Origin of the sequence: Enterococcus sp. DIV0840, from assembly GCF_050527835.1 — a bacterium.
GTDB lineage: Bacteria > Bacillota > Bacilli > Lactobacillales > Enterococcaceae > Enterococcus_L > Enterococcus_L ureasiticus.
The window spans coordinates 2,192,973-2,214,647 of sequence record NZ_CP172876.1; the positions used below are offsets into that span (position 1 = coordinate 2,192,973).

At 36.6% G+C, this 21,675-nt stretch carries 17 protein-coding genes, 1 pseudogene and 1 riboswitch; of the genes and pseudogenes, 2 read left to right on the plus strand and 16 right to left on the minus strand.

Annotation, left to right across the window (positions count from 1 at the left end):
* Positions 1-4 precede the first annotated feature (4 nt).
* The 6 genes and pseudogenes from dnaJ to mgtA all read right to left on the minus strand — a co-directional run.
* The gene (gene dnaJ, locus IGL98_RS10445) at positions 5-1,171 is read right to left on the minus strand and encodes a molecular chaperone DnaJ (protein WP_206911524.1); all 1,167 of its coding nucleotides are present in this window, start codon (positions 1,169-1,171) and stop codon (positions 5-7) included.
* Between the two features lie 196 nt (positions 1,172-1,367).
* Positions 1,368-3,197, minus strand: a complete 1,830-nt coding sequence (gene dnaK / locus IGL98_RS10450; protein WP_206911523.1) for a molecular chaperone DnaK — start codon at positions 3,195-3,197, stop codon at positions 1,368-1,370.
* Between the two features lie 66 nt (positions 3,198-3,263).
* The gene (gene grpE, locus IGL98_RS10455; protein ID WP_206841983.1) at positions 3,264-3,827 is read right to left on the minus strand and encodes a nucleotide exchange factor GrpE; all 564 of its coding nucleotides are present in this window, start codon (positions 3,825-3,827) and stop codon (positions 3,264-3,266) included.
* A gap of 41 nt (positions 3,828-3,868) precedes the next feature.
* Positions 3,869-4,912: a heat-inducible transcriptional repressor HrcA gene (hrcA, locus tag IGL98_RS10460; RefSeq protein WP_206841986.1), complete on the minus strand. Its 1,044-nt coding sequence runs from the start codon at positions 4,910-4,912 to the stop codon at positions 3,869-3,871.
* Between the two features lie 208 nt (positions 4,913-5,120).
* Positions 5,121-6,278: a radical SAM family heme chaperone HemW gene (hemW, locus tag IGL98_RS10465; protein ID WP_206911522.1), complete on the minus strand. Its 1,158-nt coding sequence runs from the start codon at positions 6,276-6,278 to the stop codon at positions 5,121-5,123.
* A 182-nt stretch (positions 6,279-6,460) separates the two neighbouring features.
* A pseudogene (mgtA, locus tag IGL98_RS10470) lies at positions 6,461-9,133 on the minus strand (magnesium-translocating P-type ATPase); the annotation flags it as partial.
* A 105-nt stretch (positions 9,134-9,238) separates the two neighbouring features.
* Positions 9,239-9,409: riboswitch (M-box (ykoK) riboswitch) on the minus strand.
* 691 nt (positions 9,410-10,100) lie between these two features.
* Here mgtA and IGL98_RS10475 point away from each other — a divergent pair.
* Together IGL98_RS10475 and IGL98_RS10480 are read left to right on the plus strand one after the other, a co-directional pair.
* Positions 10,101-10,982: a LysR family transcriptional regulator gene (locus IGL98_RS10475; RefSeq protein WP_206841996.1), complete on the plus strand. Its 882-nt coding sequence runs from the start codon at positions 10,101-10,103 to the stop codon at positions 10,980-10,982.
* A 25-nt stretch (positions 10,983-11,007) separates the two neighbouring features.
* The gene (locus IGL98_RS10480; protein ID WP_206841999.1) at positions 11,008-11,901 is read left to right on the plus strand and encodes a LysR family transcriptional regulator; all 894 of its coding nucleotides are present in this window, start codon (positions 11,008-11,010) and stop codon (positions 11,899-11,901) included.
* A gap of 93 nt (positions 11,902-11,994) precedes the next feature.
* On the opposite strand, the gene IGL98_RS10485 is transcribed toward IGL98_RS10480, so the two are convergent.
* The 10 genes from IGL98_RS10485 to rimP all read right to left on the minus strand — a co-directional run bounded on the left by IGL98_RS10485 (position 11,995) and on the right by rimP (position 21,392).
* The gene (locus tag IGL98_RS10485) at positions 11,995-12,222 is read right to left on the minus strand and encodes a hypothetical protein (protein WP_206842001.1); all 228 of its coding nucleotides are present in this window, start codon (positions 12,220-12,222) and stop codon (positions 11,995-11,997) included.
* A 161-nt stretch (positions 12,223-12,383) separates the two neighbouring features.
* Entirely contained in the window at positions 12,384-13,331 is a 948-nt protein-coding gene (gene ribF, locus IGL98_RS10490; protein ID WP_206842004.1) for a riboflavin biosynthesis protein RibF, read from the minus strand.
* Positions 13,332-13,348: 17 nt separating this feature from the next.
* A complete protein-coding gene (gene truB / locus IGL98_RS10495) occupies positions 13,349-14,269 on the minus strand; it encodes a tRNA pseudouridine(55) synthase TruB (RefSeq protein ID WP_206842008.1) in 921 nt (306 codons plus the stop codon).
* 257 nt (positions 14,270-14,526) lie between these two features.
* Entirely contained in the window at positions 14,527-15,798 is a 1,272-nt protein-coding gene (locus tag IGL98_RS10500; RefSeq protein WP_206911521.1) for a PcsB-like coiled-coil domain-containing protein, read from the minus strand.
* Positions 15,799-15,993: 195 nt separating this feature from the next.
* Positions 15,994-16,344 carry a 30S ribosome-binding factor RbfA gene (rbfA, locus tag IGL98_RS10505; protein ID WP_069644953.1) on the minus strand — a complete coding sequence of 117 codons (351 nt, stop codon included), beginning with the start codon at positions 16,342-16,344 and terminating at the stop codon, positions 15,994-15,996.
* Positions 16,345-16,377: 33 nt separating this feature from the next.
* On the minus strand, positions 16,378-18,990 hold the full coding sequence (gene infB / locus IGL98_RS10510) for a translation initiation factor IF-2 (RefSeq protein WP_206842017.1): 2,613 nt from the start codon (positions 18,988-18,990) through the stop codon (positions 16,378-16,380).
* Positions 18,991-19,002: 12 nt separating this feature from the next.
* Positions 19,003-19,305 carry a YlxQ-related RNA-binding protein gene (locus tag IGL98_RS10515; RefSeq protein ID WP_206842020.1) on the minus strand — a complete coding sequence of 101 codons (303 nt, stop codon included), beginning with the start codon at positions 19,303-19,305 and terminating at the stop codon, positions 19,003-19,005.
* Positions 19,298-19,594, minus strand: coding sequence for an RNase P modulator RnpM (rnpM, locus tag IGL98_RS10520; RefSeq protein ID WP_206842023.1), 297 nt, complete (start codon positions 19,592-19,594; stop codon positions 19,298-19,300). Before rnpM ends, IGL98_RS10515 begins: the two co-directional genes overlap by 8 nt.
* 18 nt (positions 19,595-19,612) lie before the next feature.
* A complete protein-coding gene (gene nusA / locus IGL98_RS10525) occupies positions 19,613-20,794 on the minus strand; it encodes a transcription termination factor NusA (protein ID WP_069644957.1) in 1,182 nt (393 codons plus the stop codon).
* A 124-nt stretch (positions 20,795-20,918) separates the two neighbouring features.
* Complete coding sequence (rimP, locus tag IGL98_RS10530; protein ID WP_010760992.1) at positions 20,919-21,392, minus strand: ribosome maturation factor RimP; 474 nt, start codon at positions 21,390-21,392, stop codon at positions 20,919-20,921.
* Positions 21,393-21,675: the final 283 nt, after the last annotated feature.

Genomic DNA, 21,675 nt, shown 5'->3' on the forward strand with positions numbered 1-21,675 from the left:
TATTTTATTTCTTCTTCTTACTACCAAAAGCATCTTTCATCTTATCAAAGAAACCTTCTTCTTGCTGTTCACTTACGGATTGACCGCCAGCTTTGGCAAATGTGCGTAATGCTTCTTTTTGTTCGTCATTCAAGTTTTTTGGTGTGATGATTTTAACTTTCACGTGCTGATCGCCATTGGCTCCGCCACGTAAGCGTGGTGCGCCTTTGCCGCGTAAACGGAAATTCGTTTCTGTTTGAGTACCAGCAGGAATTTTTAATTTTACATCTCCATGAACAGTCGGCACTTTGACTTCATCACCCAGTGCTGCTTGTACAAAGCTTAATGGTAAATCATAATAAATTTCTGATCCTTCACGGTCAAAAATGTTGCTGTCTTCTACACTGAATACAACATACAAATCGCCATACGGTCCGCCGTTCATGCCAGCTTCTCCTTGATTTGCCAAACGCATTTGTTGTCCGTCTTCTACTCCGGCTGGAACATTGACTTTTACTTTATGCGCTTTTTTCTCATGTCCAGTTCCATGACATGTCGGACAAGGATCTTTGATTTCTTTACCAGTACCGCGACAAACATCACAGGTTTGGCGACTCATTACGCGACCAAGTGGTGTTTGACGTTCAACATTGATTGAACCTGAGCCGTGACACTTGTGACACGTTTCAGGATGAGTACCTGGTTTGGCACCATTTCCTCCACAGGTTTCACAATTATCTTCACGATTGTATTTGATTTCTTTTTCTACACCAAAAATCGCTTCTTCAAACTTTAGGTTGACTGTATACTGCAAATCAGATCCTTGTCTTGGAGCAGTCGGATCAACACTACGAGAACCGCCGCCAAAGAATGAATCGAAAATATCTTCAAATCCGCCAAAACCACTGCTGGAGAATCCTCCTCCACCAAAGCCGCCGAAACCACCAGCGCCTCCGCCGTAGTTTGGATCAGTACCTGCGTGACCATATTGATCATATGCCGCTTTCTTTTGAGGATCACTCAACACTTCATATGCTTCAGACACTTCTTTAAATTTATCTTCAGCATCTGCTTCTTTATTGATATCTGGGTGATATTGCTTGGAAAGCTTACGGTAAGCTTTTTTTATTTCATCATCTGAAGCGCCTTTTGCTAAACCCAGGACTTCATAATAATCTCTTTTCGTAGCCATTAGTTCCCCTCCAACTATTATTCCATTTATTTAAAAAAGGATCGACGCCAACTTATTTGCATAAAAACATCGTTGTAATCATACCACAAATTAAGCAAAAGCAAAATAGCTTCCCTTAATTTGCTAGTATTTATCTACAAATAAAGATAGGCAAAGACCAAAGCGATGACTTTGGTCTTTGCCAGCTTGTTAACGATTATTTATCGTCGCCTTCTACTTCTTCAAAGTCAGCATCTACAACATCATCTGCTCCACCTTGTGCAGCTTCAGGATTTTCTTGCGCTTGTTGTTGCGCTGCTTGTTCATAAAGTTTTACTGTTAAGTTTTGAACGATTTCGTTTAATGAATCACGTTTTTCTTTCATTTGTTCGATATCATTCGCTTCAACAGCTGCTTTTAACTCATCACGAGCATCTTCTGCTTTTTTAACTTCTTCAGCATCTACTTTGCCTTCTAATTCTTTCAATGTTTTATCAACAGTGAATAACAGAGCATCAACGTCGTTGCGTAAGTCAACTTCTTCTTTACGAGCTTTATCTGCTTCAGCATTTGATTCAGCATCTTTAACCATACGTTCTATTTCATCATCTGATAAACCTGATGAAGATTTGATTGTAATAGTTTGTTCTTTTTGTGTTCCTAAATCTTTAGCACGAACATTTACGATACCATTTTTATCGATATCAAAGCTTACTTCGATTTGAGGCACACCACGAGGAGCGGCTGGAATATCAGTTAATTGGAAACGACCTAATGTTTTGTTATCAGCGGCCATTGGACGTTCACCTTGTAATACGTGAATATCTACAGCTGGTTGATTATCAGCGGCTGTTGAGAATGATTGAGATTTACTTGTTGGAATCGTCGTATTACGATCGATCAATTTAGTAAATACGCCGCCCATTGTTTCGATACCTAGTGATAATGGTGTTACGTCTAATAATACGACATCTTTCACATCACCAGTGATAACGCCACCTTGGATTGCAGCACCCATTGCGACTACTTCATCAGGGTTAACTGATTTGTTTGGTTCTTTGTTTGTTTCTTTACGAACAGCTTCTACTACAGCTGGAATACGAGTAGATCCACCAACTAAAATAACTTCGTCGATTTCAGAAGGATTCAAACCAGCATCTTTCAATGCTTGACGTACAGGAGTTTTCGTACGTTCTACTAAATCGCTAGTTAATTCATCAAATTTCGCACGAGTTAAGTTCATTTCTAAGTGCAATGGACCAGCGTCTCCTGCTGTGATAAATGGTAAGCTGATTTGAGTTGAAGTAACACCTGATAAATCTTTTTTCGCTTTTTCAGCAGCATCTTTCAAACGTTGAACAGCCATTTTATCTTTAGATAAGTCAACACCGTTTTCTTTTTTGAATTCTGCTACCATGTAGTCGATGATTTTGTTATCAAAGTCATCTCCACCTAGTTCATTGTCACCAGCAGTTGATAATACGTCGAATACGCCATCCCCTAATTCAAGAATCGATACGTCAAATGTACCACCACCAAGGTCAAATACTAACACTTTTTCGTCTTTATCTGTTTTATCTAAACCATATGCTAATGCTGCAGCAGTTGGTTCGTTGACAATACGTTCAACTTCTAAACCAGCGATTTTACCAGCGTCTTTTGTTGCTTGACGTTGTGCATCGTTGAAGTAAGCAGGAACAGTGATAACCGCTTTATCAACTTTTTCACCTAAATAATCTTCTGCGAAACCTTTTAGATATTGTAAGATCATTGCAGAAATTTCTTGTGGTGTATAAGATTTTCCATCTGCTTCTACTTTGTATCCAGCTTCACCCATATGACGTTTGATTGAAGCAATTGTATGTGGATTTGTCACTGCTTGACGTTTTGCAACTTCACCAACTTGGATTTCTCCATTTTTAAATGATACTACTGAAGGTGTCGTACGGTTACCTTCTGGATTCGCAATGATTTTTGCTTCTCCGCCTTCTAATACTGCAACTGCTGAGTTTGTTGTTCCTAAGTCAATACCAATAATTTTACTCATAATTAATGATCTCCTATCTTCTATTTTAATTTTTTTCAATTTATATTATACAAACATTTTTTGTCGTTACTGTGCAACAACAACCATGCTTGCTCGTAAAACGCGGTCATGTAATTTATAACCCTTTTGTAATACTTCAACGATTGTATCGGCTGGAATTTCATCGTTTGCCGGAATCGTTTGGACTGCTTGATGTAAATTAGGATCGAAAGCTTCGCCCATAGTTGGGATTTCTTCAATGCCTTCATCTTTCAATGCAGCTTGTAAGCCTTCAAGAACCATCGAGATGCCTTTTTTCAAGCTTGCTCCTTGTTCATCATCGACTTCTATTGCCATCGCACGTTCTAAATTATCGATCGAAGGTAATAATTTTTTCCCTAAATCCTGTGAACGATAACGAACGAGCAATTCACGCTCATTTTTAAAACGATTGCTCATATTGGCAATTTCAGCTCGTGCTCTTAAAAACTTATCTTCCATTTCTGATAATTCAGCTTTGGCATTATCAAGTTCTGTCATTTCTGCTTCTACCTCAGATACACCTGAATCGTCGATAGCGTCCATGCGTTCTTCTTGTAATTCTTCATTTGTTTCTTCTTTATTACTCACTCTGGCAACTTCCCTTCTCATTTCCGTAGAATTATTAGAATTCTATATTTTCAACTTTTCACTTATTCATCAAGGAACCGATAATAAGCACCAAGTTTTGAAGCTAATTCATGGCGGAAAACATCCACTAATCCAAACATTTTTGAATATGGCATGCTTGTCGGTCCTAATAAAGCAATCGTTCCTTTACCGTGACCTGTCACTTCATATGTTGCAGTAATCATGCTCATATTGTCAAGTAAATCGTTCCCTATTTCCGAACCGATCCGAATCGCTATTTGCGTATCAGCCTTTTCATCTGCCGTCAACAAGTGCGTGATCGCATCTGTATTTTGTATAAAGGAATAAACTGATTTTAGTTGTGTGATGTCCTTTTGTACACCAAAGTCTAAAAGATTCATCCGACCACTGACAAAAACTTTTTCTTCAAAAGCATGTCCTAACATTGCGTCAAATAGATTCATCATACCATCCGGTGTTTGGAAATAGCGATGTAAAATCATCGGAATTTCAGTACGTAAACGATGATAAACGGTCAATAGCGGCTGACCCACCAATTTATCATTGATGATTTGGGTCATCTTCTCCAAGTCTTGACTTGAAACAGATGCTGGGATCGCAAATACTTGGCTTTCCACATTACCTTTATCCGTCACGATGATTGCTATGATCTGGCGTTCGTTTAATGGAACAATTCGAAAACCAGTCAGTCTTCGTTCCTTCACTTCAGGACCTAACGAAAAAGCAGTATAACTTGTTAAATCAGAAAGGATTTCAGCTGATTGTTCAATAATGTCATTGATTTCATGAAACTCTTTCCCAAATGAATGGCGAATCGTTTCTAATTCATCATGTTCGATTTCAGTAGGACTCAATAAATGATCCACATAGTAGCGATAACCATCCATTGAAGGAATTCTACCGGAAGACGAATGTGTCTTTAGTAATAATCCGTGCTCTTCTAAAGCTTTCATATCATTACGAATCGTTGCCGAACTTGACTTAATTCCTTCTTCCATTAGTTTCTTTGATCCTACAGGGCTTCCTGTATTTGTGTATTCTTGGATGATAAGTCGCAAAATATTCTTTTGTCTTTCTGTTATCATAATTACCACCCTTCATTAGCACTCATGTTGTTCAAGTGCTAATACAATTATTAATATAGCAAGTTCTTGCAAAATTGTCAAGAGAAAAACATACTTTTTTAGCACTCTTTGTCGTCGAGTGCTAAAAAAATAAAAAAGAACGAAACAAAAGTCTTTTCGACTATCGTTTCGTTCCTAAAACTTATAAATAAGCTGTCAACTTTTATCTCTATTCTTTATCAATCAAAAATGCTTCAAATACATCATTCCCTAGAAAAAGTCCTTGCTCTGTAAGTTGGATATGGCTTTCATTTTCCAATAATAACCCTTTATGAACTAATTCTGGAATCGTCTCTTTGTATACTTGGTCTAAAGATAAACCAAATTTGTCTTTGAAACGCACCTTGGAAACGCCACTCATTTTTCGTAAACCTAAGAAAAGTTCTTCTTCCATTTGATTGTTTAGTGTCAAAATTTCCGTTTCAACAGTAGGCAGCTGATTTTCTCTTAGTGGTTTTAAATAGTGCTGAATTGGACCATGATTGCGGTAACGCGTATGTCCTAGATAGCCACTAGCTCCTGCCCCAAAACCATAATAGTGATCATTATTCCAATAAACCAAATTATGCTGGCTTTCTTGCCCTTTTAACGCAAAGTTACTAACCTCATATTGATGACGTCCCGCTTTTTCCATTGCGATGATCGTTTCTTCGAACATTAGTGCTTCAACTTCTTGATCAGGTAACTGCAGGCGACCTTGTCGTACCCAGTTCATAAACATCGTTTTATTTTCTAAAATCAGTGAATACAGCGAATAGTGTGGTAAATCAAGTTCTATTGCTCGTTTTAGCGTATCTCTGAAGCCTTCTAAGGTTTGACCCGGTAAAGCGTAGATCAAATCGATGCTCACATTAAAAAAATCTTCTTTTTCTAAAAACTTCATCGTATCATAGACATCTTCTGCTGTATGTTTGCGTCCAATTTTTTTTAACAACTGATTATCAAAGGTCTGAACTCCCATCGATAAGCGATTTACACCATATTCTTTCATGACCTGTAACTTCTCTTGCGTTAAATCTCCAGGATTTGCTTCTACAGTAAATTCATTCTTATCGTCAAACGGCAATAATTCTCGCACACCTTTCAACAAAACAGCTAATTGTTCCGCTGAAAGTGAAGTAGGTGTTCCGCCACCAATGTAAATTGTTTCAGTATTACGACTTGGGTATTGTTCTTTTGTTAAACGGATTTCTGTCAAAAGACTTTGGATATACTCGTCTACTGGCTGACCTTCTAAAAAAACTTTATTGAAGTCACAGTAGTAACATATATGTTCGCAAAATGGGATATGTATGTATGCTGAAATACCATTTGTATCTTTTTTCAATTTTTTATTCCTCCAATTTAGAAGTCTTCTACTTTTTATGTAACTATAATAGAAGACGCATCTTATCTTACCATATTCACTCCTAAAATGTTCTAATTTGATTCAATAAATTCTTCAGGTTGACGACAAAAAATGACACCTCGGCTCTTGCATAGAATCCAAAGTGTCATAAAAATTTCCGTCTAGAGTAACTCTTGATATTTTCTCATATATATTTTTTTTATCACCGTTACTAAAAATAAATACGCAATGATTGTTGGAATCAAATAGAAAAAGTAATTTCCTGGTAATGGTGCAAATCCGATACTTGCTCCTAGGTTGGTAAATGGTAAAATCGTTCCAATTAAAATCCCGATCGATGTAACTAGCGTAAGTATTCCAGATGCCCTACTTTGAAGAAATGGTATCTTCGGTGTTCTCAAGATGTGAAGCACCAACATTTGTGACCATAATGATTCAATAAACCAACCTGCATGGAAAATCGCAATAAACACTAGTTGTTTATCAGCTGTTAACGAGAAGAAACTTCCGCCCAAAATTGCTGGACAAATAATAAAATACATAAATAGATAGGTCACAATATCAAAAATTGAACTTGTCGGTCCAAACCATTTCATAAATGAACCAATCGATTTTGCTTCCCATTTCTTAGGTTTCTCTACATACTCTGCATCAACATTATCCCATGGAACAGACATACACGATGTATCATAAATCAAGTTCAAGAAAAGTGATTGAATCGGTGCAACTGGCAAGAAAGGTAAGAAGATACTTGCTGGAATAACAGAAAATACATTACCAAAATTTGAACTTGCCGTCATTTTGATATATTTCATTGTATTACTAAACACTTTGCGTCCAGATATGATTCCTTGTTCTAGAACCATAAGATCTTTTTGTAGTAAAATGACATCTGCTGATTCTTTTGCAATATCAACTGCCGTGTCTACAGAAATTCCTACATCAGATACTTTCATTGCTCCAGCATCATTGATCCCGTCTCCCATAAACCCAACTGTTTTTTCGTTCTTTTTCAAAGCTTTAACGATTTTCGTTTTTTGGTCTGGTGTCACTTTCGTGAAGATATTGTATTCGTTGACTGTACGTTCTAACTCAACATCAGATAATTTAGCTATCGTTGAACCATCGATCATTTTTTCGGTTCCAAGACCAACTTCTCTACAAACAGATCGTGTAACTAACTGATTATCACCCGTTAAAATTTTCACCGAAACGCCATTGTTCTTTAACGCATTGATTGCTGCAGCAGCTGTTTCTTTTGGAGGATCTAAAAATGCTAGATAGCCTTGTAAAACTAATTCTTTCTCATCTTCAACAGAATAATCGTCTAATTGATTGTTGACTTTTTTATCAGCGATCGCTAATACTCGTAAGCCATCTTCGTTTAATTCTTTCACTGTTTTTAAAACTTGTTTTTTAACTTCAGGAGTGAGTGGAATAATGTTTCCATGCTGATTGATATAAGAACAAGCTTGCAGCATTTCTTCAACTGCTCCTTTAGTGATCAAGGAACTTTGATTAGATCTTCTATTTTTGACCACTACACTCATTCTTCTACGATTAAAATCAAAAGGAATTTCGTCGATTTTAAAGTAATCTTCTTCGTCAATGGATAATTCTTTTGATGTCGCTTCAATAATTGCTTTATCGATCAGATTTCGTAGACCCGTTTGAAAATAACTATTTAAAAAAGCAGAATGTAAGACTTCTTGATCTTCTTGACATGAAGTGTTGTAGTGATATTCTAAAATGACTTTATCTTGTGTTAGTGTTCCTGTCTTATCTGTACATAAAATATCCATCGCACCAAAATTTTGAATGGCATTGACATTTTTCATGATCGTGCCTTCTTTTGCCATATCTCTAGAGCCTTTAACTAAATTAGTTGTAACGATCATCGGCAACATTTCCGGTGTAAGTCCTACAGCTGTCGCAATTGCAAACATCAACGCTTCACTCCAGTTGCCTTTCGTGATCCCATTGATCAAAAACACAGCTGGCGTGATAACCATCATAAAACGAATCAACAGCCAAGTTGTTTTATTGACCCCTAATTCAAAACTTGTTTTTTTCTCGTCATCTGCTACATCTTGTGCAATTTTTCCAAATAATGTATGATCGCCAACTCGAACAGCTACACCAACTCCACTACCGCTGACTACATTACTACCTAAAAATAATAGATTTTCAAAATCCGTTTGGTTGTTATTTGTAGAAACAAAATTTTTAACTTTTTTTTCAACTGGAAAGCTTTCTCCAGTCATGGCTGATTGTGAAACAAATAAGTCCTTAGCATGAATCAAACGTAAATCTGCTGGAATCATGTCGCCAGCCGAAAGTTTAACTAAATCGCCACAAACAACTTCATCCATCGGAATTTCCATTTCTTTATTTTCTCTCGTGACTGTTGCAGTGATTTGGATCATATTTTGTAATTTACTAACCGCATTGCTTGATTTTACTGATTGAACCAGTGTCATCGTGCCACTTAATAAAACCATGACCAGCATAATCAAAACACCAGCAAGATCTTTTTCACTTGGATCAGCGTAGACATATTCGGTGAAAAATGAGATAGTTGCAAGTATCATTAAAACAACAGTGAATGGCGTAACATAAGATTTTATCACAGTATAAATAAATGATTTCTTTTTATCATCCGTGATTTTGTTTACACCAAATTTTTCTTTTGAGCGTTGAACTTCTCTAGCTTTTAATCCATCCCAGGAAGACGAAAAACTCTCTAATACTTTATCGATAGATAAATTAGCTAATTTTTGGTACGCTTTATCATGGATCATGTTCTTCATTTCTTTTTGCATCTGGATTATCCTCTTTTCTTTTAGTTGATTCGCTTTCTATCGAACTATCTTCCGACACGGGAACCACATCCTTTCCACACAAAAAGAGCGCACTGAAAACTCAGCCCGCTTTTCCGTGAGTCTTCGTAATCGTTGAGTTTTGGCACTATACAACGTAAAAAGCCTAAGCTTTTAGCTACCTTAAGAAAAGCCTTAATTCGACAGTTCCTGTTCTACCCATTGGCGTCTCTCGACATTTTTGGGCAGTAGCCTGTGTTTGTATAAGAGCCTCACCTAACAAGAAGAATTACACTACTATTCTAATGAGTTACGGCCTTTTTTTATAGACTTAAAAACTTATACCGCTATAACTTTTTTCGAATGTTGTTTTATACATCCACTTAAAATCAAAATACTTTTTATTAGTTATCAACGAATCATTCGTAAAAATGAATACAGCTATGAATAAAAAAAGATAGTTAGATCGATCATTTTTATTTATGATAGTTTTATAGACGAACTTCCCAACTTCGTTTATGCAGAATCCATACTCCTTTTTACAAAGTTAACTCTGATAAATCCCACTTCGTCTTTCCTGCGAAGTGGGATTTGTTTTCTCCAGAATTCCTTATGCACTCTGTACAAAAAAAGAATAGTGCTATAAATAAAATGATATGGTTTAAATCCATCATTAAGCATACAATAAGCAAGTAAATAATTTATTTACAGTGCGTAATTTAAAGTTCATCATTTATTATCAGAAGGCAATTTACTGATAAAAGCCTCTTCAATTGGTTTGCTATCACCAATTGAAGGGGCTCTTTTCCTACTTACTTTAAATTTATTCCTTCTTATAAAATAGAGTGTAATTATTTCCAGTTAATAATATGTACTATTAATTTTTTATATATTTTTGAAAAAAAAGAACTATTTTATCTAAAATTATTTTATCTTGGTTGTAAATAGAATTTTATTTTTCTCAAGTGAAGGAGATGTGAAGATGAAACTAAAGCACTTAGACTATTTTTTAGCGTTATGTAAAAACAAAAGCTTCACTAAGACATCGGAGGAATTAGGGATTTCTCAACCCTGTTTGAGCACTCATATTCGCGAATTAGAACTGGAACTACATGCTCAATTGATAACAAGGGATTATGGTAATAATAAGTTAACACCTGAAGGACATGTTTTAAAGACAAGAGGAGAAAAAATTTTTCAAGAATTTGAAATGGCTGTTAATCAAATCAACTTGCTCGTTCATACTGGTGAAACTGCAACAATCAAAATCGGTACTAATTTACCCGATATTGATTATTTAATTGCTAAATTATTAACAGAATTCCATAAATACTATCCTTCTGTTTCACTTGAATACAGTTATTACGAAAACTTAGAAGAGGTGTTAGAACATAATGACATTGACATCGCTATTGGTATTTTATCAGAAACAAATTCTAAAATAACAAGTGAGTTGATCTTCTCTGAATCATATGTTGTCTTCACTAGTACTAAAAATAAATTTGCCAATTTGAATGAATTATCGGCAGAAGATTTGCTGCAAATACCTCTAATCAATTATTCGAATAAAATTTACGAAAAAAAAATAATCCATTCTTGGATTGAATCAAATCATCCTGAACTTAAGGATAATCGCTATTATGAACTTCCTTCTACAATCTCAATATTAAATCTAGTCGATCAAGACTTTGGTGTGGCATTTCTACCCTATTCGTTGGTAGATTCAATTCCTCATCACTTAAATGTTGTGTCTGTCGAGATGATTGAGGGTCCATTTAGAAATATTTCTATTGGCTATTCTTCAAGCTCTCCGCTCTCAAAAACACATGAATATCTAATTGAACAGCTTCAATATATTTTTTAATTTTATTTGAAAGGAGTATATGATTATGGAACTAACCCATTTAAATTACTTTTTAACACTATGTGAGCAAAAACAATTCACTAGAGCGAGTACCAAACTTGCTATTTCACAGGCTGCACTAAGTAAGCAAATAAAAAACCTTGAAGACGAAATTGGAACAGCCTTATTTTTTAGAAATGGTGGAGACTGTCAACTAACTCCAGCTGGGAAAATATTGGAAACTCATTGTTGGCGGATCAAACAAGAAATGTTTTATATTTGTGAAGAGATCAATGACCTTTCTACCACAAAAGAACCTAATATGACAACGATCAAAGTTTCTCTTTTTTTAAATGACCTAGAATTTAAATTAAACGATACTCTTTCTGCTTTGTTTCATGAATATAAACATTTAAGAATAAATACGATTATTTCAGACAACATTTTCAAATCACTTGAAACGTTGGAATCCGATATTGGGATTGGTCCTTCCATAACAAATGTGCCTTCTACAATCAATAAAATAGATATTTATTCCAATGAATACAAAATGATCATACGAAAAGAGCATCCAATTTTAAACAACGCCACAATCACTTTAGACTTATTTAACGACTATCCGTTTATTTTTTTTAATAAAACGTTTCTCGAAACAAAAACAATTTATGATTGGATGGCTATTCATCTTCCTGAAAGATCTCAGGAGCATGATATTCAAGTCGACACTACTGAATTGATCCTCTATATGGTAAACAACACAGATACTTTTTCAATCGTTCCACAGTATTTAGAATGTCATCTTGACGCTCTAAACATCATATCGATCAATCACGAAAGTCTTCCTATGAGAGTAATGTCTATTTATTATCTTAAAAATAAATATATGGGAACTCAACTAAAACAAGTATTGTCATCTTTTACCAACGCTTCGTTTTATTGACTCCTAGCAACGGAATTGATGATCAAAAAAAGAGGGAAACAAAACTCACTATAAGTTTTGTTTCCCTCTCAAAATCAGAATAAACTTGATGGATCACTTTTTCTTTTGTGCACTAGATTCTGAAGTTTTTTTATCAGCTTCTTTGGAACCAGATTTTTCATGCTTCTCTTTTTTGCTGGATTCTACAGAACTACTACTTTTCTCAACTTGGGAGGACGAGGACGTTTCGGATTTATCTTTATTCTTTTCCGAATTTTTCCCACATCCTACTAAAGCCACTGAACATAGCAAAACTGTTGCTCCTAAAATGATTTTTTTCATAGTCTTCATCCTCCTAATAATTAATAAGCAACTATTTCTGCTTATCTTCAATTATGACAGAATAAAAAAGATGAACCATCCTAAAATACTTATAGAGCTATTACTTTGTTTACACTAGCTGTTCTGTTAAAAGCTGTATTCATATTTTATTAAAAGGAGTATTAAATGGGATTATTCAAAAAATAGTCGGCAGTGTCTTGTTCATCTTGCTTTAACTGCACGATTAAATTTTCTGCTCCGTCAAACTTGACCTGATCCCGCAAATAATGATTCCAACGTACCGTTACTTGTTCACCGTAAATATCTTGATGGAAATCCAAAATATAAACTTCCACTGTCAACTCACGGCCATCACCAAAGGTATCATTGTGTCCAATCGATCCCATACCAACATGCCATTTGTTTCCAACTTGAATTTTCACAGCGTAAACACCAATTCTAGGCAGACGAACAGTACTTTTCACTTTGATATTAGCCGTTGGGAAGCCTAACAAACGGCCTCTAGCATCACCATGCACCACTGTTCCCTGGGTTTCATAAACGTAGCCAAGTAGTTCCGTCACTTCTTCCATTCGACCATGCTCCATCAATTCACGAATTCTTGTTGAACTGATTTTTGCGCCATCTAACTCTTCCTTACTTACCGTAACAACCTCAAATCGATTTTTGGCATAGCCTGGTAAATGAGCAACATCGGCAATATCTTTGGGTCCATAAGTGTAATCAAAACCTGAAACTGCGGCTTTGGCATTTAGTCCGACAATATATTGATCTACAAATTCCTGCGGTGCTAGGCACGCAAATGCCGAAGTAAATTCAATCACATATAAAATATCTACACCTAAATTTTCCATCAATCGTTCTTTTTGCTCTAAGCTATTCAAATATTTCATGTTCTCAGGTAATACTTTTTGAAAAACAATAGACGGATGCTGATTAAACGTCATTACTGCTAGTTTCAAGCCGTTTTCTATCGCAATTTTTTTACCTGTTTCAATTACTTTTTGATGTCCACGATGAACACCGTCAAAAAAGCCTAAGACCATAACAACGTCATCAGCTGGAATTTGTTCTGAATTATAAGGATGTCGAATTGGAATGATTTGCATGATAAAACTTCTTTCTATTAATTATTTCGTAGCACTTTGCTAGGTTTCAATACATTAGGTTTAGTTGGATGTGCCATATATAAGCTCACCACTTGATCTTGATAAAATAAAGCGACTAAGTCTTGCGGCATCTCCGTTAAAGTCAATTCAATCGGACTTAATCGAACACCATTTTTGACTTTCTGATAAAGTTCGTTAGATAAATCGATACGTGGAAATCGATCAATGGCTGTTTCAATGGGCAATAATGTTTTATTGATTTCATTTTGTTCCATTTTTTCTGCAACTTGTTTTAAAGTCAAACATTGCTCCGCCGTTAAGCCCCCACTTGCAGTGCGTGTTAAATCAGACATGTGCGCAGGCACTCCTAAGGCAAGACCTGTGTCTACAGATAAAGTTCTAACATAAGTCCCTTTACCGCAAACAACTTTAAAGCGCCAGCTTTGTGTTCCTTTAACCTCATCAAATTCAGGCTCACTAGTGCGTTCAAAAGAATAAATTGTCGCTTTTCTCACTGGACGTTCCACTTCTTCACCATTTCTAGCATATTCATAAAGGCGTTTTCCGTTGACTTTTACTGCTGAAAACATCGGTGGGATTTGTGTGATAACGCCGGTCATCGTCTGCATCGCTGCATCAACTTCTTCATTTGAAAAAGGTTTAGACAACACTACTTTCTCAACTACTTCACCACTACCATCTTCTGTTGTCGTAGAAAAACCAAGCGTAATTTCTCCTTCATATGTCTTACCAGAATCAACCATATATTCAATTACTTTCGTCCCTTTTCCAATACAAATAGGTAAAACCCCAGAAACATCAGGATCTAAAGTACCGCCGTGACCAATTTTTTTTGTATGTAAAATTTTCCTTAGTTTGAAAACACAGTCATGACTTGTCATGCCAGCTTCTTTCCATAAAGGTAAAATACCGTCCATCTAATTGTTCCTCCAAAATTTAAGTATCAACTGATTTATTATAGCATAGAAGAGAAGAGAAATTCATTTTTTTAAAACTCGTTTGAATAGATCTTGCCTTTGACCGCTCCAAAAATAAAAAAGCGTAAAACAAAACGAGAAAAGAGGTTTTGCTTCACGCTATTATTTTAATGCAAGAGGCTGAATAGTTGGTGGGAGCAGAAGCAACTCCTTCTTATTTCTCGGAGTTAAACACTTCTGTCCCAACCTCATTGTTGTTACGCAGAATGTCCTACAATTACACCACCAGCATAGCCAAATCCAACACGTGTCATGCCAGGATTCAACTCCCAATCTCGGTGACCTGTTCCAGATGGTGAGGTCATGTTAGTCTCATTATACCATGCCATGATGACAGAATTACCTGGAGCAAACATAAAGGCAATCACTTCATCTCCTCTGTTCCAATGATCGGAAGGCACTTGGTAATCTTGCATCATCGAAGCACGACTACTAGCTGCTGCTGCAAGTCCCGCATCCCAACTCACTGGATTCAATCCATGAGCTGCTCGTAAAGAATTTAGAGCTTGAAACGTTGCATCACCAGAAGTAACAGGTGGTTTTACTTGATCATCCGGTTTTTCTGATGATCCAGTACTTTCTTGGTCATTTCCGTTATTCCCAGTGTTGGGATTATCCGTCGATTGATTTGTTTCACCAGTGTTGGACGGATCCGTAGTGTTCTCCGTAGTGCTTTCGCTTTGAGCAGTAGTTTTTTCTGGTGCTTTCGAGGTATCAGCCTTTGTAGCGTCCGTTTTAGCAGTCTCAACTTTTTTTGCTTCTTTGTTTTTCGCTTCTTTATCAAGCTGAGCTTTTAATGCTTCTTGTTGTTCTTTTAGAAGTTTACTTTTTGAGCTTTCGGCACCTGATGTTTCAGAGTCTACTTCTGCTTTTAGAACATTCAAATCTGCTTGCTTGGCAACTAGATTTTCTTGTTCTTTTTCAAGCTGAAGCGTTGCTTTTTCTACATTAGCTAGATTCGTTTGAATAGTCGATTTTTTACTTTCAACAAGCGCCTTGTCTTCTTTTTGTTGTTTAACTAAATCATTATTTGCTGTCATAATTGAAGAAATCGCCTGAACTCGTCCGACAGCGTCGGTAATTGATTCTGAATTTAAAATCATATCCAGAATTTGGGTTCCTTGTCCATTCACTTGAACGTTTCTTCCTTGCTTTTGAATTGCTTCCGTTCTTTTATTGATTCGCACATCTAGAGCAGCGATATCTTTTTTTAGTTGTTCAGATTCTTTTGTTAATTCCGTTTTTTGTTTATTAAGCGAAACACCTTCATCAAAGATCGAAGAAATTTCTTCTTCTAATGAGCTGATTTGTGCTGCTACACCTTTTTGTTTTTCTTTTAATGCTGAAATTTCTTTATCTTGTTGTTCTATTTTTTTATCAGTTGTCTCGGCCAACGAACTAATTGGTACTATTGTTCCTGCAACTGTAACCATACTAACTATTAATAATGACAAATTCTTTTTCTTCACTATTAACCCTCCATTTTCTTCAACAGTGTCTTTGATTAGACTTGTACTATATATGATATCATATTTTTTATTTATTTGATCGATAAAAACATTACAGTTTCTTTCAATATAGTTACAAAAAATAAGTCTATTACAAAAAATAAGTAAAAAAGCCGAAAAGGAATGATCCTCTTCGGCTTTTTAGTATTCTATTTTCTATTCACCTTGATTCAATTTACGAATCAACTCATCAATATGATTACCATACTGAACAGATTCATCTTGTTCAAAAATCAGTTCCGGCGTTTTATACAATGTCAAACGTTGGCCTAATTCTTTACGGATCAATCCTTTGGCTTTATCTAATCCTTGTTGCGCTTTTTGTTGATCAGAAGCTAGATCAGATAACAAACTGTAATAAATCGTCGCTTGTTGCAGATCTCCAGTTACTCGAACATCTGTAATTGTAATATCTTGCACACGTGGGTCTCTTACGCGTTTTCTCAATATATCATTGATTTCACGCATAATTTCTTGACCTACTCGGCGGTCACGATAATTTGCCATACTGTTTCTCCTTCTTTCTTACTTTAGTTGGTATTATTGTTTGATTTCTTCCATAACAAAGCCTTCGATTACATCGTCAACTTTAAGGTCATTGAAGTTTTCAACCATTGCACCACATTCAAAGCCAAGTTTAACTTCTTTGGCATCGTCTTTGAAACGTTTCAAACTAGATAGTTTGCCTTCAAAGATAACGATTCCTTCACGGATCACACGAACACCACTATCACGACGGATAGAACCTTCAGTTACGTAACAACCAGCAATCGTTCCAACTTTAGATACTTTATAAAGTTCACGAACCGTCATTTGACCAGTAATTTTTTCCTCAAATTCAGGATCAAGCATACCTTTCATCGCTGTTTCGATTTCTTCGATTGCTTTGTAGATGATACGGTGTAAACGAATATCTACTTCTTCTTGATCTGATTGTTGTTTCGCTTGTGGTGTTGGACGAACATTAAATCCAATGATGATCGCATTACTTGCTGCGGCAAGTGTAACGTCACTTTCATTGATTGCACCAACAGCCGAGTGAACGATTTTCACACGAACGCCAGCAACTTCGATTTTTTGTAAGCTAGCAGCAAGAGCTTCAGCTGTACCTTGTACATCTGCTTTGATAATCACGTTAACATCTTTCAATTCGCCTTCTTTTAGACTTTCGAACAAGTTGTCTAATGTTACACGATTATTTGATGAACGTTGTTCAAGCTGTGCACGTTTGCCACGTTCTTCACCAGCTTGACGAGCTGTTTTTTCATCTTCAAAGACTACAAAACGATCCCCTGCTTGCGGCACATCATTCAAACCAGTGATTTCAACTGGTGTTGCTGGCCCTACAGCTTTATCGCGACGGCCGATATCATTCGTCATCACACGGACACGTCCAAAGGTATTCCCAACAACGATAGGGTCCCCAACACGTAATGATCCTTGTTGAACAAGTAATGTAGCAACAGGTCCTTTACCTTTATCTAAACGAGCTTCGATTACTGTACCGATTGCACGTTGGGTTGGATCAGCTTTCAAGTCTTCTACTTCGGCAATCAAAAGAATATTTTCTAGTAATTCCTCGATGTTTTGATTGAATTTCGCTGAAATATTTACGAAGATCGTATCTCCGCCCCATTCTTCTGGAATTAAACCATGTTCACTTAATTCTTGCTTAACGTGATCAGGATTAGCACCTGGTTTATCAACTTTATTGACAGCTACGATGATTGGTACTTCAGCCGCTTTTGCATGGTTGATTGCTTCAACCGTTTGCGGCATTACACCATCATCCGCTGCAACGACTAAGATCGTAATATCTGTGATACCTGCTCCACGAGCACGCATGCTTGTAAATGCAGCATGTCCTGGTGTATCTAGGAAAGTAATTGGTTTTCCATCGATATCGATTTGATATGCACCAATATGTTGAGTGATACCACCTGCTTCGCCAGAAGTTACGCGTGAATTACGCAATGTATCTAACAAAGTAGTTTTACCATGGTCAACGTGTCCCATGATTGTTACAACTGGCGGACGTATCACAAGATTTTCTTCAACTAATGCTTCTGGTTCGAAGAATTTATCGATATCCGCAACATCAACTTGAATCTTTTCTTGTGGCTCCATACCGTAATCTACTGCTAACAATTCAATCGTTTCTTTATCTAATGATTGGTTTTGATTGACCATAACACCCATCATAAATAGTTTTTTGATGATTTCAGCTGGTTCGCGGTGAATTTTCTTCGCGATGTCTGCAACGTTCATTCCTTCTGTATATTCTAATACATCTGGCAATTCACGGAATTTACGTGCTGGCACTGCTGGTTTTGTTGATTCTTGGTATTTACCTTTTTTGCCTTTTTTGTTGAATCTGTTGCGGTTTTGGTTGTTGTAGCCATTACGGTTACGATTTTGACCTCCGCCTCCGCCGAAACTATTGCCTCGGTTTCCAGTATTCGTATTGTTACGGTTTTGATTTCCTTGTGCGTTATTGCTAGTTTGTCCCTGTTGTGGACGATTTTGTTGTCCTGTTTGTGTAGCTGGACGAGTTTGATTTGTGTTTTGTGTATTACGATTTTGGTTGTTACTTGGTGTACTACCTTGTGTGTTACGATTTTGATTATTGTTACGGTTTTGGGTATTTTGTTGTCCTGCTTGTGCTGGACGGTTTTGATTGTTTTGTTGCGGACGATTTTGCTGTCCTTGATTCGAATGGTTTTGAGTCATATTTTGGCTGCTTCCTTGCATGTTTCGATTTTGGTTGTTGCGATTTTGATTATTTTGTTGTCCTCGTTGTGCTGGACGATTTTGGTTTTGGTTATTTTGTTGCGGACGATTTTGTTGTCCATTTTGTTGTGGTCTATTTTGATTTTGGTTTGGTCTATTTCCATTTTGGTTAGCTGGTTTTGGATTTGCTGGTTTTGTTTGCCCTTGACCACTTTGTGTTGCTTGTGGTTTTGCTGCAGGTTTGTGTTGTGTATTTGCAGGTTTATTTCCTCCAAATGAGTTGCGAAGTTTTGATTCGTCCTCAGAAGAAATTGCGCCCATGTGATTTTTCACATCCATACCTAAAGCATGTGCTTTTTCGACAACATCTTTACTTGATTGATTGATCTCTTTTGCTAATTCATAAATTCTTTTTTTCCCCATGCAATCACCTTCCTAACCTTTGATTAGTTCCTTGAACTTCGTCGCAAAGCCCTGATCATTGATTCCGATTACCATACGTGTTCTACCGATCGCGTGACTTAACTCTGAATGTAAAAACGACTCAGTGCAAGGAACTTTATAATAAGAACATTTGTCCTTGATTTTTTTTCTTGTATTATCACTAGCGTCAGAGGCAACAAAAACGAATTTTGCTTTATTGCTTCTGATATCACCGATAGTCAATTCTTCACCGGTCACTAGTTTTCCAGCTCTCATAGCCAAACCTAATAAATTCAATATTTTTTCTTTATCCATTGCCGAACAACTCATTCCGTGCTTTTTGGTGTTCAACATAGTCTAATAATTCTTGGTAAAAATCATCTGTCAATGTTGTTTCCAACACACGGTCTAAGATATGCTTGTCCCAAGCGTCCTGGACTTCTTTAGGTTCAAGTGAAACGTAAGCTCCTCGTCCTGGCATTTTCCCTGTAGGATCGATTGCCACTTCGCCTTCTTTAGAACGCGTGATTCGAACTAATTCTTTTTTGGGTTTCATTTCGCCTGAAACAACTGATTTGCGCATCGGGATTTTTCTTTTTTTCATTTTATTCCCTCCAAATCGTTAGACTTGTTCTTCATCTTCTGCTGTTTTTTCTTCAAACTCAACGTTTTCGTAATCATCAGCAGTCATATCAGATGCCACAATAGCCTCATCATGTACTTCTTCTTCAGGAGTTTCTTGATTTTCCGCAAGTTCTGCGTAGTAAGCTTCCATTTCAGACTCTGGTTTGATATCGATTTTAAAGCCAGTCAGTTTTGCTGCTAAACGAGCATTTTGACCTCTTTTACCGATAGCAAGTGATAACTGATAATCTGGAACGACTACTGTACAAGCTTTGTTGTTGTTGGGATCGAAAATAACGTCAACTACTTGCGCTGGATTCAACGCGTTGCTGATGAACACCGCCGGATCTTCGCTCCATTCAACGATGTCCATATTTTCGCCTTTTAATTCGTTAACGATGGCTTGTACTCGTTGCCCTTTTGGTCCTACACAAGTTCCGACAGGATCGATATTCGGATCAGTTGAGCGAACAGAGACTTTTGAACGATCTCCTGCTTCACGAGCAATACTCACGATCTCTACTATTCCATCATACACTTCTGGGATTTCTTGTTCAAATAATCGCTTCAGTAAATCAGGATGACTACGGCTAACGAAAACTTGTGGGCCTTTAGATGTGTTTTCAACTCTTGAAACGTATACTTTGATACGATCATGAGGTTGATAAAATTCATTCGGCATTTGATCTTGTTTAGATAAAACAGCTTCGATCTTTCCTAAGTTTACATAGATATAACGACGATCCTGTCTTTCAACGATTCCTTGCATGATATCATTTTCATAAGCGCTGAATTCGTTATAAATAATATTTCTTTCTGCTTCACGAACACGTTGTAAGATAACTTGTTTCGCTGTTTGCGCTGCAATACGACCAAAATCTTTTGGCGTTACTTCAAAACGGATCTTGTCACCCATTTCGTATGCTTTATTAACTTCCATCGCTTCTTTCAATGATACTTCTAGTTGCGAATCAAAGACTTCTTCTGTTACTTCTTTAACGGCATAAACATGGATGTTTCCTTTTTTTCCATCGAATTCTACTTCAACGTTTTGGGCTTGCCCATAATGTCTTTTATATGCGGAAACTAATGCTGCTTCCAGTGCATCAATCACAATTTCTTTAGAAATACCTTTTTCAGCTTCTAATGCATCTAGTGCATTTAACATTTCTTTGCTCATTTTTTCTCATTTCCTCCTACTGTCTAAATGAAAGGTGAACGGAGCTGATCGACTTCTTGCGGGTCGATTCTTGCATCTCGTGATAAACAAAAACTGAAGCGTTCTGCTTGATGTTTTTACTTATTTAAAACTGAATTGCTAAACGAGCTTTTGCAATATTTTTTCGTTCAAATGTATAATCTTTGACTCTTGTTTTGATTTTGACTGTCAAGGTCAACTGATCTTTATCTACTGTTTTTAAGATACCTTCAAATTGTTTTTCACCATCAATCGTTTGATAAAGTGAAACATGAATGTATTCTCCAACTGCGTTTTCATAGTCGCTTTCTTTCTTCAACGGACGTTCAGCTCCCGGAGAGGATACTTCCAGAAAGTATGCTTGAGGAATCGGATCAGGATCCATAGCATCAAGCTTTTCATCCAGCTGTTCACTAACAAGCGCACAGTCTAAGATATCAATACCGCCTTCTTTATCAATAAAGACACGGAGAAACCAGTCTCTTCCTTCCTTGACAAACTCTACTTCCACAAGTTCAAAATTTTGTTTTTCTAAGATTGGTGTGACTAACTCGGTAACAGTTTCCACAACACTACTCAAAATTTTCGCCTCCTTCGAGATTTATGTAACGTACTAGATTTTTAGAAAAGCGGAGTGAACCAATTAGCACTGACAGAAAAATAGGCATTATCGATTTCGGTACTTTTTACCGACAGCAATAATTATCATTTTTCCGAAGTATTGGTTCATGCAGCTCGACAATGAAAAGTGGAACAAATCAACGTTTCATTATGCTTTATTCCTACGTTACTCCATTAAAAAGAGTGAGCAGAAATCCGCTCACTCAAACTAGTATCATTACTTATAGTTTATTCTACCATAG

Bases quoted from the DNA above. Each gene is read 5' to 3' on its own strand.
- dnaJ (WP_206911524.1), bottom strand. From the start codon at position 1,171: ATGGCTACGAAAAGAGATTATTATGAAGTCCTGGGTTTAGCAAAAGGC.
- dnaK (WP_206911523.1), bottom strand. From the start codon at position 3,197: ATGAGTAAAATTATTGGTATTGACTTAGGAACAACAAACTCAGCAGTT.
- grpE (WP_206841983.1), bottom strand. From the start codon at position 3,827: ATGAGAAGGGAAGTTGCCAGAGTGAGTAATAAAGAAGAAACAAATGAA.
- hrcA (WP_206841986.1), bottom strand. From the start codon at position 4,912: ATGATAACAGAAAGACAAAAGAATATTTTGCGACTTATCATCCAAGAA.
- IGL98_RS10475 (WP_206841996.1), top strand. From the start codon at position 10,101: ATGAAACTAAAGCACTTAGACTATTTTTTAGCGTTATGTAAAAACAAA.
- IGL98_RS10480 (WP_206841999.1), top strand. From the start codon at position 11,008: ATGGAACTAACCCATTTAAATTACTTTTTAACACTATGTGAGCAAAAA.
- IGL98_RS10485 (WP_206842001.1), bottom strand. From the start codon at position 12,222: ATGAAAAAAATCATTTTAGGAGCAACAGTTTTGCTATGTTCAGTGGCT.
- ribF (WP_206842004.1), bottom strand. From the start codon at position 13,331: ATGCAAATCATTCCAATTCGACATCCTTATAATTCAGAACAAATTCCA.
- truB (WP_206842008.1), bottom strand. From the start codon at position 14,269: ATGGACGGTATTTTACCTTTATGGAAAGAAGCTGGCATGACAAGTCAT.
- rbfA (WP_069644953.1), bottom strand. From the start codon at position 16,344: ATGGCAAATTATCGTGACCGCCGAGTAGGTCAAGAAATTATGCGTGAA.
- infB (WP_206842017.1), bottom strand. From the start codon at position 18,990: ATGGGGAAAAAAAGAATTTATGAATTAGCAAAAGAGATCAATCAATCA.
- IGL98_RS10515 (WP_206842020.1), bottom strand. From the start codon at position 19,305: ATGGATAAAGAAAAAATATTGAATTTATTAGGTTTGGCTATGAGAGCT.
- rnpM (WP_206842023.1), bottom strand. From the start codon at position 19,594: ATGAAAAAAAGAAAAATCCCGATGCGCAAATCAGTTGTTTCAGGCGAA.
- nusA (WP_069644957.1), bottom strand. From the start codon at position 20,794: ATGAGCAAAGAAATGTTAAATGCACTAGATGCATTAGAAGCTGAAAAA.